Source organism: Pseudomonas sp. JL3 (assembly GCF_031570575.1).
GTDB classification, from domain to species: Bacteria; Pseudomonadota; Gammaproteobacteria; order Pseudomonadales; family Pseudomonadaceae; genus Aquipseudomonas; species Aquipseudomonas cucumis.
In genome coordinates, this window is sequence record NZ_JAKWJK010000008.1 from 86,703 (window position 1) to 100,878 (window position 14,176).

The 14,176-nt window shown below is 59.2% G+C and carries 11 protein-coding genes; 6 read left to right on the forward strand and 5 right to left on the reverse strand.

Annotation, left to right across the window (positions count from 1 at the left end; all coding sequences use genetic code 11):
• Positions 1-66 precede the first annotated feature (66 nt).
• Positions 67-2,940 (forward strand): aminomethyl-transferring glycine dehydrogenase, encoded by a 2,874-nt coding sequence (gene gcvP, locus MMG91_RS15865; RefSeq protein WP_310660107.1) that lies wholly within the window; start codon positions 67-69, stop codon positions 2,938-2,940.
• A 114-nt stretch (positions 2,941-3,054) separates the two neighbouring features.
• On the opposite strand, the gene MMG91_RS15870 is transcribed toward gcvP, so the two are convergent.
• The 3 genes from MMG91_RS15870 to MMG91_RS15880 all read right to left on the reverse strand — a co-directional run bounded on the left by MMG91_RS15870 (position 3,055) and on the right by MMG91_RS15880 (position 5,673).
• Entirely contained in the window at positions 3,055-3,375 is a 321-nt protein-coding gene (locus MMG91_RS15870; RefSeq protein WP_310660108.1) for a DUF2388 domain-containing protein, read from the reverse strand.
• Between the two features lie 84 nt (positions 3,376-3,459).
• Entirely contained in the window at positions 3,460-5,244 is a 1,785-nt protein-coding gene (locus MMG91_RS15875) for a GspE/PulE family protein (protein ID WP_305447339.1), read from the reverse strand.
• Positions 5,245-5,334: 90 nt separating this feature from the next.
• Positions 5,335-5,673, reverse strand: a complete 339-nt coding sequence (locus MMG91_RS15880) for a hypothetical protein (protein WP_310660109.1) — start codon at positions 5,671-5,673, stop codon at positions 5,335-5,337.
• A 126-nt stretch (positions 5,674-5,799) separates the two neighbouring features.
• On the opposite strand from MMG91_RS15880, the gene MMG91_RS15885 reads away from it, so the two are divergent.
• On the forward strand, positions 5,800-6,273 hold the full coding sequence (locus MMG91_RS15885; RefSeq protein ID WP_008012567.1) for an Lrp/AsnC family transcriptional regulator: 474 nt from the start codon (positions 5,800-5,802) through the stop codon (positions 6,271-6,273).
• 100 nt (positions 6,274-6,373) lie between these two features.
• Here the strand turns inward: MMG91_RS15885 and MMG91_RS15890 are convergent, their stop codons facing one another.
• A complete protein-coding gene (locus tag MMG91_RS15890) occupies positions 6,374-7,741 on the reverse strand; it encodes an inorganic triphosphatase (protein ID WP_305424619.1) in 1,368 nt (455 codons plus the stop codon).
• A gap of 156 nt (positions 7,742-7,897) precedes the next feature.
• On the opposite strand from MMG91_RS15890, the gene argE reads away from it, so the two are divergent.
• Together argE and argA are read left to right on the forward strand one after the other, a co-directional pair.
• Positions 7,898-9,064: an acetylornithine deacetylase gene (gene argE / locus MMG91_RS15895; RefSeq protein WP_305503743.1), complete on the forward strand. Its 1,167-nt coding sequence runs from the start codon at positions 7,898-7,900 to the stop codon at positions 9,062-9,064.
• Positions 9,065-9,211: 147 nt separating this feature from the next.
• Positions 9,212-10,510, forward strand: coding sequence for an amino-acid N-acetyltransferase (gene argA / locus MMG91_RS15900; RefSeq protein ID WP_008026003.1), 1,299 nt, complete (start codon positions 9,212-9,214; stop codon positions 10,508-10,510).
• A 142-nt stretch (positions 10,511-10,652) separates the two neighbouring features.
• On the opposite strand, the gene tauA is transcribed toward argA, so the two are convergent.
• Positions 10,653-11,447 (reverse strand): taurine ABC transporter substrate-binding protein, encoded by a 795-nt coding sequence (gene tauA, locus MMG91_RS15905; protein ID WP_405046544.1) that lies wholly within the window; start codon positions 11,445-11,447, stop codon positions 10,653-10,655.
• A 366-nt stretch (positions 11,448-11,813) separates the two neighbouring features.
• Here tauA and MMG91_RS15910 point away from each other — a divergent pair, with 366 nt between their 5' ends.
• Entirely contained in the window at positions 11,814-13,178 is a 1,365-nt protein-coding gene (locus MMG91_RS15910) for an OprD family porin (RefSeq protein ID WP_305503742.1), read from the forward strand.
• A 293-nt stretch (positions 13,179-13,471) separates the two neighbouring features.
• Positions 13,472-14,110, forward strand: a complete 639-nt coding sequence (locus tag MMG91_RS15915) for a peroxiredoxin (protein ID WP_305424622.1) — start codon at positions 13,472-13,474, stop codon at positions 14,108-14,110.
• The last annotated feature ends 66 nt before the right edge of the window (positions 14,111-14,176 follow it).

Sequence of the window (14,176 nt, forward strand, 5' to 3'; positions counted from 1 at the left end):
ATCGACTGCTATGCTGGTTTGACCGCATTGCATCGACGCCGAGCGCCAGTCAAGAGAGAGCCCGTCATGTCCCAATTGCCGTCCTTGAGCCAGTTACGCGACCCCAATACCTTTCTGCGCCGCCACCTCGGGCCCGATGCCGCCGAGCAGCAGGCGATGCTCGACAGCCTTGGTCTTGGCAGCCGGGTCGAACTGATCGAGCAGACGGTGCCGCCGGGAATCCGCCTCAACCGGCCGCTGGACTTGCCGCCGGCCCTCGACGAAGAAGCCGCGCTGGCCAAGCTGCGGGGCTACGCCGAGCAGAACCAGGTCTGGACCAGCCTGATCGGCATGGGATACCACGGCACCCTCACGCCGGCCGTCATCCTGCGCAACGTGCTGGAAAATCCCGGTTGGTACACCGCCTATACGCCCTATCAACCCGAGATCGCCCAAGGCCGGCTCGAAGCATTGTTGAATTTCCAGCAACTGACCATCGACCTGACCGGCCTGGAACTGGCCAACGCCTCACTGCTGGATGAGGCCACGGCGGCAGCTGAAGCCATGGCACTGGCCAAGCGCGTGGCCAAATCCAGAAGTAACTTGTTTTTCGTCGATGAGAATTGCCACTCGCAGACCATTTCCGTGGTGCGGACCCGGGCCGAAGGGTTCGGTTTCGAGCTGATCGTCGACGCTGTGGATAACTTGAAACAGCACCAGGTATTCGGCGCGCTGCTGCAATATCCCGACACCCATGGCGAAGTGCGCGATTTACGTCCCTTGATCGATCATCTGCATGCCCAGCAAGCCTTGGCCTGTGTGGCGACCGATCTGCTAAGTCTGCTGTTGCTGACCCCGCCGGGGGAACTGGGCGCCGACGTGGTGTTCGGTTCGTCCCAGCGATTCGGCGTGCCCATGGGTTACGGCGGCCCGCACGCGGCGTTTTTTGCCAGTCGCGACGAATACAAACGGGCGATTCCCGGGCGAATCATTGGCGTATCGAAAGATGCTCGCGGCAACGTTGCCCTGCGCATGGCCCTGCAAACCCGCGAGCAACATATCCGCCGGGAGAAAGCCAACTCCAACATCTGCACCGCTCAGGTGCTGCTGGCCAATATCGCCAGTTTCTACGCGGTCTACCATGGCCCGGAAGGGCTCAAACGGATTGCCCAGCGCGTCCATCGGCTGACCTGCATCCTCGCTGCCGGCCTGGAGCGTCACGGGATCAACCGTATCAATCAGCACTTCTTCGACACCCTGACCCTGGAGGTCGGTGGCACTCAGACCGCGATCATCGAAAGTGCCCAGGCGGCGCAGATCAACTTGCGCATTCTCGGCCGTGGGCAGTTGGGCCTGAGCCTCGACGAAACCTGTGACGAAATCACCGTGGCGAAGCTGTTCGATGTATTTCTCGGGGCCGATCATGGGCTCAACGTCGACGAACTGGACGCTGAAGTCTTGATGTCCGGCATTCCTGCCGGGTTGCAGCGCAGTACGCCTTATCTGCGTCACCCGGTATTCAACGCTCATCACAGCGAAACCGAAATGCTGCGTTACCTCAAGCAGCTGGAAAACAAAGACCTGGCGCTCAATCAATCGATGATCCCGCTGGGCTCCTGCACCATGAAGCTCAATGCCACCAGCGAGATGATTCCCATCACCTGGCCGCAATTCGCCAACCTGCACCCGTTTGTGCCGAGAGAGCAGGTGGTGGGTTATTCCTTGATGATCGAGGAGCTGGAGCGCTGGCTCTGCGCGATCACCGGTTTCGATGCGATCTGCATGCAACCCAACTCGGGTGCTCAGGGCGAGTACGCCGGGTTGCTGGCGATCCGCAAATATCACGAGAGCCGCCATCAGGGCGCGCGGGATATCTGCCTGATCCCGTCCTCGGCCCACGGCACCAATCCGGCCTCGGCGCAAATGGCCGGGATGCGGGTGGTGATCGTCGAGTGCGACGAGGGGGGTAATGTCGATCTGAATGATCTGAAGGAAAAGGCCACGGAGGCGGGGGACAAACTCGCCTGCCTGATGGCGACTTATCCTTCGACTCACGGGGTCTACGAGGAAGGCATCAGCGAGATCTGTGAAGTTATCCACAGCCATGGCGGTCAGGTGTACATGGATGGCGCCAACCTTAATGCGCAGGTTGGATTGGCACGGCCGGCAGACATCGGTGCCGACGTGTCGCACATGAACTTGCACAAAACCTTCTGCATTCCCCACGGCGGTGGCGGACCGGGGATGGGCCCGATTGGCGTTCGGGCGCATCTGGCGCCATTCGTCGCCAATCACCCGGTGGTGCCAATCGATGGCCCGCTGCCGGAGAACGGCGCGGTGAGCGCGGCACCTTGGGGCAGCGCTAGCATTCTGCCCATCAGCTGGATGTACATCGCGATGATGGGGCCGCAACTGGCGGATGCGAGCGAGGTGGCGATTCTCGCCGCGAATTACCTGGCGCAGCATTTGGCCGGCGCATTTCCAGTGCTCTACACCGGGCGCAACGAGCGAGTGGCCCACGAATGCATTCTCGACTTGCGACCGCTCAAGGCGCAGACCGGGATCAGTGAAGAGGACGTTGCCAAACGCCTGATGGACTATGGCTTCCATGCGCCGACCATGTCATTCCCGGTGCCGGGGACGTTGATGGTCGAACCGACCGAGAGTGAGTCGAAGGCGGAACTGGACCGTTTTATCGGCGCGATGTTGAGTATCCGCGCGGAAATCACCGAGGTGCAGAACGGCAACTGGCCGGCAGAGGACAACCCGCTGAAACGTTCGCCGCATACCTTGGCCGACATCACCGGGGTTTGGGAGCGGCCGTACAGCATCGAGCAGGCAGTGACGCCGGATGCTCACACCAAGGCCCATAAGTACTGGCCGGTGGTGAACCGTGTGGACAATGTCTACGGTGACCGCAATCTGTTTTGCGCATGTGTGCCGGTGGACGAATACCGCTGACAGGGGAGCGCTGATCGTTCCCGCGCTCTGCGTGGGAGCGATCATCGACAATTGATCGCATTTCAGGCAAAAAAATGCCGCTCATGTGAGCGGCATTTTGTTAAGCAGCGAACCTTATTTCGAGGCGATGGCATTCTTCGCCAGGATGGCGTTCGCCAACTCCATGTCCGTGGCTTGCAGGCCAGGGTTTTCGGAGCGGACTTTCTGCATGGCGGCTTCCAGGTAGGGGCCGCGAATGGCGCCGTCACTGGCGACAAAGCTGCCGGCGTCGTCCTGGGCGGCGACGACCAGCTTGTGATCCCTGGAGGTCAGGTAGGACGTACCGGTGGTGGCACCGGAAGTAAGGACGTTACGCCAAAAGCTGTCATCAGCCATCGCCGAACCGACTGGAAGGGACAACACGGCGAAGGTAGCGACAGCAAGTTTAAGACGCATAAAAGGTGACTCCACTGGGTTTTAACTGCGGGCTTTGATTGCCAATAACCCAATCGAGTTCCGTGACGTTAGTCGGCATCAGGTCTACTTCTGCTCACTCTGCGGCGTCACCCGCAACACCTCTTCGATCGTGGTCAAACCCGCCGCCACTTTCTGCGCCCCCGACAAGCGCAAACTGCGCATGCCTTCCTTGAAGGCCTGACGGCGGACCGCCAGCAAATCGGTATCAGGGTTGATCAGCGCTTTGATGCCGTCAGTCAGTTGCATGATTTCGTACACCCCGGCGCGGCCGCGATAGCCGGTTTCGCGGCATTCCAGGCAACCGATGGCACGTTGTGCGTTGCCTGGCAGTGGCGCTTGCCAGGGTCGGGTCAGGGTTTGCCAGTCGTCCTCGCCCAAGGTCAGCGGCGCCTTGCAATGCGGGCATAGCGTTCGGACCAGACGCTGGGCCATGACCCCAAGCACCGTGGCCTTGATCAGGTAATGCGGCACACCGAGTTCCAGCAGCCGGCTGATGGCGCTCGGGGCGTCGTTGGTGTGTAACGTCGACAGCACCAAGTGGCCGGTGAGTGCCGCTTGAATCGCCATTTCGGCGGTTTCGAGGTCGCGGATCTCGCCGATCATGATGATGTCCGGGTCTTGTCGCATCAGTGCGCGCACGCCGGCGGCAAAGGTCAGGTCGATGTTGTGCTGGACCTGCATCTGATTGAACGCCGGTTCGACCATTTCGATCGGGTCTTCGATGGTGCAGAGGTTGACCTCCGGCGTCGCCAGTTTCTTCAGGGTGGTGTACAGCGTGGTGGTCTTGCCTGAACCGGTCGGCCCGGTCACCAGAATGATGCCATTGGGCTGGCGGGTCATGTCTTGCCAGCGACGCAAGTCATCGGCGGAAAAACCCAGCTGATCGAAATCCTTGAGCAGCACTTCCGGGTCGAAGATCCTCATGACCATTTTTTCGCCGAACGCCGTCGGTAATGTCGACAGCCGCAGCTCGACTTCGCCGCCGTCCGGGGTTTTGGTTTTGACCCGACCGTCCTGAGGTTTGCGCTTTTCCGCGACGTTCATCCGCCCCAGGCTTTTCAGGCGGCTGACGATGGCCATGGTCACCTGCGGCGGGAATTGATAGACGTTGTGCAGCACGCCGTCGATGCGAAAACGTACCGTGCCTTGCTCGCGTCGGGGTTCGATGTGGATATCACTGGCCCGCTGCTGGAACGCGTACTGGAACAGCCAATCGACAATGTTGACGATGTGCGCATCGTTGGCGTCTGGCTCCTGATCGCTGGCGCCGAGGTTGAGCAACTGTTCGAAGTTGCCCAAGGTGCTGGTCTGTTGATCGGCGTTGGTGGCGCCGCTGACCGATTTGGCCAGGCGGAAAAACTCCACACTGAAGCGCTGGATGTCCACCGGGTTGGCCACCACGCGCTTGATCGGCAGCTTCAGCACATGGGTCAGGTCGGCTTCCCAGCTACTGACGAAGGGCTGGGCGCTGGCCACGGTGACAGCTTCGCGGTCGATGCATACCGCCAGAATCTTGTGGCGTTGGGCGAAGGCATAGGACATCAGCGGCGTGATGGCCGCGACGTTGATTTTCAATGGGTCGATGCGCAAGTAAGGCTGACCGGCCTGTTGGGACAGCCACAGGGTCAGACTTTCCAGATCAAGGTGTTTACCGGGACGGCTGAGGTCGTCCAGGTGTTGGCTGGCGATGAATTCCAGCGGGTGCTGCTGACCATTTATGGCGTGACGGCGGCGGGCGTTGAGTGCGTGTTCGGCCGAATCCTGGCTGATAAAGCCTTGGGCGACCAATTCACGCAGCAAATCATTGAGGTCCAGCCAGCGGTCCTGAGTGGCGAGTTGAACGGACATGCGGGCTCCTTATGAACAACCGTTCGCAAAGGATAGCCGCGCACCCACAGACCGTTGGGCCACTACCCGACCAAGACGTGTCGGGTTTTTTCAGCCAGCTGCCTGAGCCGGCTCTCCCCACGCAGAATCAGCCGCTTGCAGGTTCACCGAGCAGACGCTGATCAGGTTACGTAATTTTTCCGCGATCACTTGAGCACGGTGCCAGCTCAGGCCATCCATGATGATGTCGATCGACAGCAGATCGTCCATGCGCTGCACGTTGACCTGCTGCGGCGTCAGAAACTGCAAGGCGAACAAGTTGAGCGCCCGACACAGCAGATCCGGCTCGGCCTCGGCCAATAATTGATAGTGAACGCGGCAGTGGGCGTTGCTGACGTTCCAGACATCGGCGCGGGTGGGCGGGGTGTTCACGGCTTCTAAATGCGGCATGGTCGGTCTCCGAAATCATTGGAGGAATTTTTACATTCGGTGCCAGGCATTTCTTATCTATGATTGGGCTTATTGACCATTTATCGAATCAATCAATTCGATTTAGTACCCGCTACAGGTTTTTCTATGCACAGCGAGCTGGATGGCTACGACCGCAAGATTCTCGCGTTGCTGCAAGAGGACGCTTCGCTCTCCAGCGCGCAGATCGCCGAACAGGTGGGGCTCTCGCAGTCGCCGTGCTGGCGGCGGATTCAGCGGATGAAGGAAGAGGGGATCATTCGCGGTCAGGTGACGTTGCTTGACCGAAAGAAAATCGGCCTTAACACGCAGATCTTCGCCGAGATCAAACTCAACGCCCACGGACGCTCGAACTTCACTGAGTTCACCGAGGCGATTCGCGGTTTTCCCGAAGTGCTGGAATGTTATGTGTTGATGGGGTCGGTGGATTTCCTGCTGCGGATCGTCACGGCAGACATCGAGGCTTATGAGCGCTTCTTCTTCGAGAAGCTGTCGATGGTGCCGGGGATTCAGGAGGTCAACTCGATCGTGGCGTTGTCGGAAATCAAATCCACGACGAGTTTGCCGGTGTTGCGGGGGTAGAGATTTGCAGCGTTTGGGCAGGCCTCTTCGCGGGCAAGCCTCGCCCCTACAAGGGCAGCATGATCTCTTGTAGGAGCGAGGCTTGCCCGCGAAGGCGATTTTACAGACGCAGCAAAGTCTTCCAGGCACGATTCTGATACACCGCAATCGCCTGATGCTTACGCGCATCCAGCGATTCATCGGTGATCGGCTCGTTGGCCAGTTGCGTCAGTTTGTTCAGCTCACCATACAGGCGATCCATTTCCGGGATCTCCAGCACGCCACGAGCATGGTGCAGCCAGGCCTGGATGCGCTCGATGCGCGGCAGCTGCTCGGCCAGGTCTTCCGGCTGTTGCTGGTAACGCTGCAATTGCAGCGAGTTGGCTTCTTCGCCCAGCATGCGCGGCAGCCAGCTGCCCAGTTGTGCAGCGCCCTGGCGATTGCCGCGGGTGTTGCGATCGGCGGCCCAGGTGCGGGCCAGCAACCAGCGCGAAGTGTTCAGGGAGAACAGGCCCCAGCGCGGATCTTCCAGTTCTTCGAGGAATTGCTCCGGCGCGGCTTTGCGCACGTCTTCGTCGTCCAGGCCGGCTTGTACCAGCGGGCGCCAGTCTTCCAGCAGGGCATCCAGCGCGACCCGCAGATCGTGAGTCGACTGACGTGGTGCGGCCTGACCGAGGCTGCTGATCAGAGCGCGCATTTCGGCGAGGTTCTCGACCCAGTCCTGCAACAGGCGCCAGTGGCCATTGAAGCGATATTGCTCGGCCAGACGCTGGCTGCTGCTCAGCAAATGCCAGCTCAGGGCGGCGAACGCATCGTCCAGCGGCATTTCGGCGGTGATCTGCGGCGCCGGCAAACTCAGGGAGTAGCTGTTGGCGTCGAACAAGCGATAACCGCGTTCGGCCTTGCTGATGTCACATGGCATCAGCGCCAGGGTCGCGGCCAGTTCGGCGGCCAGTTCCAGTAGCGCGGCCGGTTCGCCTTCGCGCAGTTCCAGTTCCAGCTCGCAGATTTCTTCTTTCTGCTTGCCGACCACCACGTGGCCCAGGTCCAGCGCGGCTTCGATGACCACTTTGGTCTTGCCACGGCCCCAAGCGATTTCCGCGCGTTCGCGAACGAAATCGGTGGTGAAGATGGCTTTCAGGGTTTTCTTGTCCAGATCGGCCAGCTCTTCGGGCCAGCATTCACCGTCGAGTTTCTTCACGTCGAGTTTGGCTTTGGGCAGGGACCAGTCGTACTCGTGACGCTCGGACAGACCGGCGACGCTCTGGCCACGGGTCTTGAGCGTCTGAATCACTTCTTCGCCATCGCGGCGCAGGCGCAGGGCAACCTTGGCGCGGGCCAGGTCGCGCTCAGGCGTGTCGAAGTACTGGTTCATCAGTTCACGGCGTTCCCAGCCACTTTTGTTGCGTTTTTTCAGTAGCGGGTGCTCGCGCAAGGCGGCGAGGGTTTCGCGGCTGACGCGGAGTTTGATTTCGGTTTCTTTCTGCATGGCCGGAAAATCCAGGATCGGGAGCGCAGCCGGGGGAATGTGTGGCTGCCAAGGTCGTGCAGTGTACAGGACTCCCCCCTCCTACGCGTCGCGGCGGTTTATTCCTGTCGCCGGATGGTTCTATGATGGACTTCAATTCGGGAGTTGGAGTCAGCGATGCCTTTGCCGTCCATGAAAGATCAGTTCGCTGCGCTGATTGCCGCGCCGTCCGTCAGCTGTACCCAACCCAGCCTGGATCAAACCAATCGGCCGGTCATCGACTTGTTGGCGACATGGCTCGGGGACTTGGGTTTTGCCTGCGATATCCAGCAGGTCAGCCCCGGCAAATTCAATCTGCTGGCCAGTTTTGGTTCCGGCCCCGGTGGCTTGGTCCTGGCCGGTCACAGCGATACGGTGCCGTACGACGAGGCGTTGTGGCAGACCGACCCGCTGAAACTGACGGAAGTGGACGGTCGCTGGGTCGGCCTGGGTAGTTGCGACATGAAGGGTTTTTTCGCCCTGGCCATCGAAGCCGTCAAACCCTTGCTCGACCAACCGTTCAAGCAACCCTTGCTGATCCTTGCCACCTGCGATGAAGAAAGCTCGATGTCTGGCGCTCGCGCTCTGGCCGAAGCCGGGCGGCCATTAGGTCGCGCGGCGGTGATCGGTGAGCCGACCGGGCTGAAGCCGGTGCGGATGCACAAGGGCATCATGATGGAGCGCATCGACATCCTCGGCCAGAGCGGCCATTCCTCGGACCCGCGCCTGGGCCATAGCGCCCTCGAAGCCATGCACGACGCCATGGGCGAACTGCGCGGCTTGCGCCTGGCGTGGCAGCGCGAATTCCGTAACCCGCAGTTCAGTGTGCCGCAACCGACCCTCAATTTCGGCTGCATTCACGGGGGCGACAATCCCAACCGCATCTGCGGCCAGTGCTCGCTGGAGTTCGACTTGCGTCCGTTGCCGGGCATGGACCCCAAAGCCCTGCGCGCGGCGATCCTGGAGAAGCTCGACCCGATTGCCGAACGGCATAAAGTGAAGATCGATTACGCGCCGCTGTTCCCCGAAGTGCCGCCCTTCGAGCAGGCCGAGGACTCGGAATTGGTGAGGGTCGCCGAAAAGCTCACCGGCCATCGCGCCGAAGCAGTGGCGTTCGGCACGGAAGCGCCTTATCTTCAGCGTCTTGGTTGTGAAACACTGGTATTGGGACCGGGTGATATCGCCTGCGCCCACCAACCGGGGGAATACCTCGAAATGTCACGTTTGCAGCCTACCGTGCATCTATTACGACAACTGATTGAACATTACTGCCTGACGCCGGCCAAAACGACGATGCCAGTGTAGGAGCGTGTATAAATTGCCGATGTCCCAACCCGTATTCATGAGGAGAGCGCGCGTGTCGCCAAGCCTGTTCCGACGATAACCATCAGCCCGCTGTGCGTTTACTGCTTTATCCTTTTTTCGGCTGCTATTTATTACAGGCCCAGGTTCATGCCCGAATACGTCAATTGGCTTCGTCACGCTTCGCCTTACATCAACGCCCACCGCGATTGCACCTTCGTCGTCATGCTGCCCGGCGACGGCGTGGAGCACCCGAACTTCGGCAACATCGTCCACGACCTGGTGCTGCTGCACAGCCTGGGTGTGCGACTGGTGCTGGTTCACGGTTCCCGTCCGCAAATTGAAACCCGCCTCGCGGCTCGCGGCCTGACCCCGCACTATCACCACGGTATGCGCATCACCGATGCGGCGACGCTTGAATGTGTGATCGATGCGGTCGGCCAGTTGCGCATAGCCATCGAAGCGCGATTGTCCATGGACATGGCTTCGTCGCCGATGCAGGGTTCGCGTCTGCGGGTGGCCAGCGGCAATCTGGTCACTGCGCGGCCGATTGGCGTGCTCGAAGGTGTCGACTATCACCACACCGGCGAAGTGCGTCGGGTCGACCGCAAGGGCATCAATCGCCTGTTGGACGAACGCTCCATCGTGCTGTTGTCGCCATTGGGTTACTCGCCGACCGGTGAGATCTTCAACCTCGCGTGCGAAGACGTCGCTACCCGTGCAGCTATCGATCTGGGGGCGGACAAGCTGCTGCTGTTCGGCGCCGATTTGGGCTTGATCGATGAAAATGGCCGGCTGGTCCGCGAGCTGCGCCCGCAACAAGTACCGGCGCATTTGCAGCGTTTGGGCAGCAACTATCAAGCCGAGCTGCTGGATGCTGCCGCTGAAGCGTGTCGGGGCGGGGTGGCGCGCAGTCACATCGTCAGCTACGCCGAAGATGGCGCGCTGCTGACCGAACTGTTCACCCGTGACGGTGGCGGTACGCTGGTGGCGCAAGAGCAATTCGAAGTTGTGCGTGAGGCAGCCATCGAGGACGTCGGCGGTTTGCTGGACTTGATCAGCCCGCTGGAAGAGCAGGGGATTCTGGTACGCCGTTCCCGCGAGGTGCTGGAGCGTGAGATCGAGCAGTTCAGCGTGGTCGAACGCGAAGGCATGATCATCGCCTGCGCGGCGCTGTATCAGATTGCCGATTCGGATGCCGGGGAGTTGGCGTGTCTGGCGGTGAACCCGGAGTACCGCCATGGCGGTCGTGGCGATGAACTGCTGGAGCGCATCGAAACCCGCGCCCGGGCCCAGGGGCTGAAAACCTTGTTCGTGCTGACGACCCGGACCGCCCACTGGTTCCGTGAGCGGGGCTTCGTGCCGAGCAGCGTTGAACGTCTGCCGTCGGCGCGGGCGTCGCTTTACAACTACCAGCGTAATTCGAAGATCTTCGAAAAAACTCTCTGACCTCCGGGCTACCCGAACCCTGTTGATCGTTCCCATGCTCTGCGTGGGAATGCAGCCCGGGACGCTCCGCGTCCCTCAAGAGCCGAACGCAGAGCGTCCGAAGAGGCGTTCCCACGCGGAGCATGGGAACGATCATCAACGATCATTCCTGCACAAATTTGCCGCTGACGTACGGCGAATAATCCAGCAGCACCGTCTCGACCTTCCCTTGCTCCTTCAAGAACTTCGCCGTCTCACCAATGGCCTTGGCCGTGCCGCCATCGAGCAGCGCAGTGGTCTGTTGTGCCTTGGCATCCGGGAATGTGGAACCGGCTAGCAGCTCCGGCACATCGGCGGCATTGGCACCGGTCAGTTTGGCGATTTTCTGCACCGGCACTGAATCGGCGGTCCAGCTGTCTTTATGGGCGGCATAGTCGGCGAAGGAGTCCAGGGTGACCTTGGCAAATCGGGCCACGACTTCAGGATGTTTCTCGGCGAAATCCTTGCGAGCGACCCACACCTCGAAGGTCGGCGCGCCCCATTGGCCGACCTGCGCGGCGTCGGTCAACGTCTTGCCGGTCTTGCGGATTTCCCCCAGCGCTGGCGACCAGACAAACGCGCCATCGATGTCGCCACGCTTCCAGGCGGCGGCGATTTCTGCCGGTTGCAGGTTCACCACTTTGACTTTCGAGGCATCCAGGCCCCAATGCTTCAGCGCGCCGAGCAGGCTGTAGTGGGAGGTTGAAACGAAGGGCGTGGCGATGGTCTTGCCGATCAGATCTTCCGGTTTATCGATGCCGCTGCCATTGCGCACCACAAGGGCTGCCTGCGGGATTTTGCTGGGGTCGATACCGGTTTGATAACCGACCGTGAGCGTCGCCGCCTGGGCGGAAAAAGAAAATATAAGTGATACACAAACTGTAACAAATTGACTGGAAAGTGCGCGTTTGGCCATGATGGCGTCGCCTTTTCGCAAGTGATTGACGTATGGGGGGATGCGTCAACGCTAATCGATCTAAAAAAAGGTCAACAAATACCATTTAGGAATTAGCTTATGAGCCGATACCGTGAGTCCCGGTTCGGATCATTCATGGAAAGCTATATTCCTAAATGGTATGAAAAAAGATGAAATAATTCTTTTTGGGTTTATGAGGAGCTCATTACCCTGCAGGGACCAAATCACGGCGGTTAGACCTTGGTCGTAGACACACATGGTTACGATTGACTTGCCAGTCATGGACCAGTGCTAATCGCGCATCTGTGGATCTGGGGCGTTAGACCCGAGACCAAAGAACACAAAAATTAGAACGAGAGGAGCGAAACAATGAAGAAGTCCACCTTGGCCCTGGCTGTGGCCGTAGGGGTTTTGGCGCAGCAGGCAGGCGCCGCCGGTTTCATTGAAGACAGCAAGGCTACATTGGGGCTGCGTAACTTCTACATCAACACCGATAACCGTAATGGCCATCCATCGGCAACGTCTAACACCAGGAGCAAGAACGCAGAATGGGGCCAAGGTTTCGATCTGCGCTTTATCTCGGGTTACACCCAAGGTACTGTCCAATTCGGTGTTGACGCCATTGGCCTGTATGGCGTGCGACTGGATTCCAGCCGCGAAGACCATGGCAACTATACCGGTACGGCTTCAGGCGGTACTGTGTTCCCAAGTGACGGCAACAAGGCTGTCCATGATTACGCCAGTTTGGGCGTGACCGGTAAGGTTAAGGTCTCTCAGACAGAGTTGAAGTTGGGTACTCTGCAACCAAAATTGCCGGTTATCGTGACTAACGACGGTCGTTTGCTGCCGCAAACTTTCCAGGGCGGTCAAATCACTACCAACGACATCAAAGACCTGACGTTGGTTGCCGGTCAGATTGAAAAGGCCAAGGGCCGTAACTCCACCGATAACGAAAGCCTGTCGCTGGCTGGTGCGAACACCCGCGGTGTGACCTTTCGCGACAGCAACAAGTTCTACTACGCCGGTGGTGACTACAAGATCACCAAGGACCTGACTGCCCAGTACTACTACGGCAACCTGGAAGATTTCTACAAACAACACTTCCTCGGTCTGACCCATAACTGGTCGATCGGTCCGGGCGTTTTGAAATCTGACCTGCGTTACTTCAACAGCTCCGATGACGGTGCCAACGGTCACGATAGCGCTTACTACACATCGGGTAATTACGACGGTTTCCGCGCTGGTCGTGGCAAGGTCGATAACAACCTGTATAGCGGCTTGTTCCTGTACTCGGTTGCCGGTCACACCTTCGGGGGCGGCTATCAGGTCAGCAACGGCAGCAGCGACTTCCCTTGGCTGAACCAGGGTGACGGTTCGTCGGCTTATCTGACTACCGACATGCAGATCCAGAAATTCGCCCGTGCCGGCGAGCGTACCTGGCAAGCTCGTTACGCTTACGACTTCGCCAAGGTGGGCGTTCCTGGTTTGACCGCCGGTGTTATCTACCTGAAGGGTAGCGACATCGATACCGTGGCCAACACTGCTGCTCGCGCCAAGACTACCGGTCAATCCGAGTGGGAACGTGACATCTCTGTTGCTTACGTCATTCAGGAAGGCCCGCTGAAAAACCTTGGTCTTGCCTGGAGAAACGCTATGTGGCGCACCGACATGGTAGGCGTGCGTGATCAGGACGAAAACCGTCTGATCCTCAGCTATTCGCTCCCGCTGTTGTAATAGCGCTCGCATAACCGACGTAAAAAAAGCCCCGCCCGGCATCACGCCGGGCGGGGCTTTTGCGTTTTCAAAGCGGGGTCACCCCCGTAATCCCGCCTTGAAAGTCCCCTCTTTACAGCAACTCAAGGCCTTCTCGAACCTTGTCGGCGATGTTCGTCCTCATGTGCATTCACGTCCAGTGAACAGATATTTAATATTCACTTATGATCTAAATAAATTGATATTTATTCTTTTTAATCTCTAAGGAACGCAGGCACAGTTGAGCCCAACAAGCACTCACAAGGAGCAGCACCATGAGCCTCAGACTTGGCGATATCGCCCCCGATTTCGAGCAGGATTCCAGCGCCGGCACTCTCCGTTTCCACGAATGGCTGGGCGATAGCTGGGGCGTGTTGTTTTCCCACCCGGCGGACTTCACGCCGGTGTGCACCACCGAGCTGGGTTTCACCGCCAGGCTCAAGGATGAATTCGCCCAGCGTGGCGTCAAAGCCATCGCCTTGTCCGTGGACCCGGTGGATTCACATCACAAGTGGATCGAGGACATCAACGAAACCCAGAACGCCATCGTCAACTTCCCCATCCTCGCCGACGCGGACCGCAAAGTGTCCGACCTGTATGACCTGATCCACCCGAATGCCAATGACACCCTGACCGTACGTTCGCTGTTTGTGATCGATCCGAACAAGAAGATTCGGCTGACCATCACTTACCCGGCGAGTACTGGCCGTAACTTCAATGAAATTTTGCGGGTGATCGATTCGCTGCAGCTCACCGACAACTACAAGGTGGCCACCCCAGCCAACTGGCAGGATGGTGATGAAGTGGTGATCGTGCCGTCGCTCAAGGACGAAGATGAAATCAAACGACGTTTTCCCAAGGGTTATCGCGCGGTGAAACCGTATTTGCGTCTGACACCGCAACCGAACAGGTAACTCAACTAACTCTCGTTCCCACGCTCTGCGTGGGAATGCAGCCCGTGACGCTCCGCGTCACTGGAC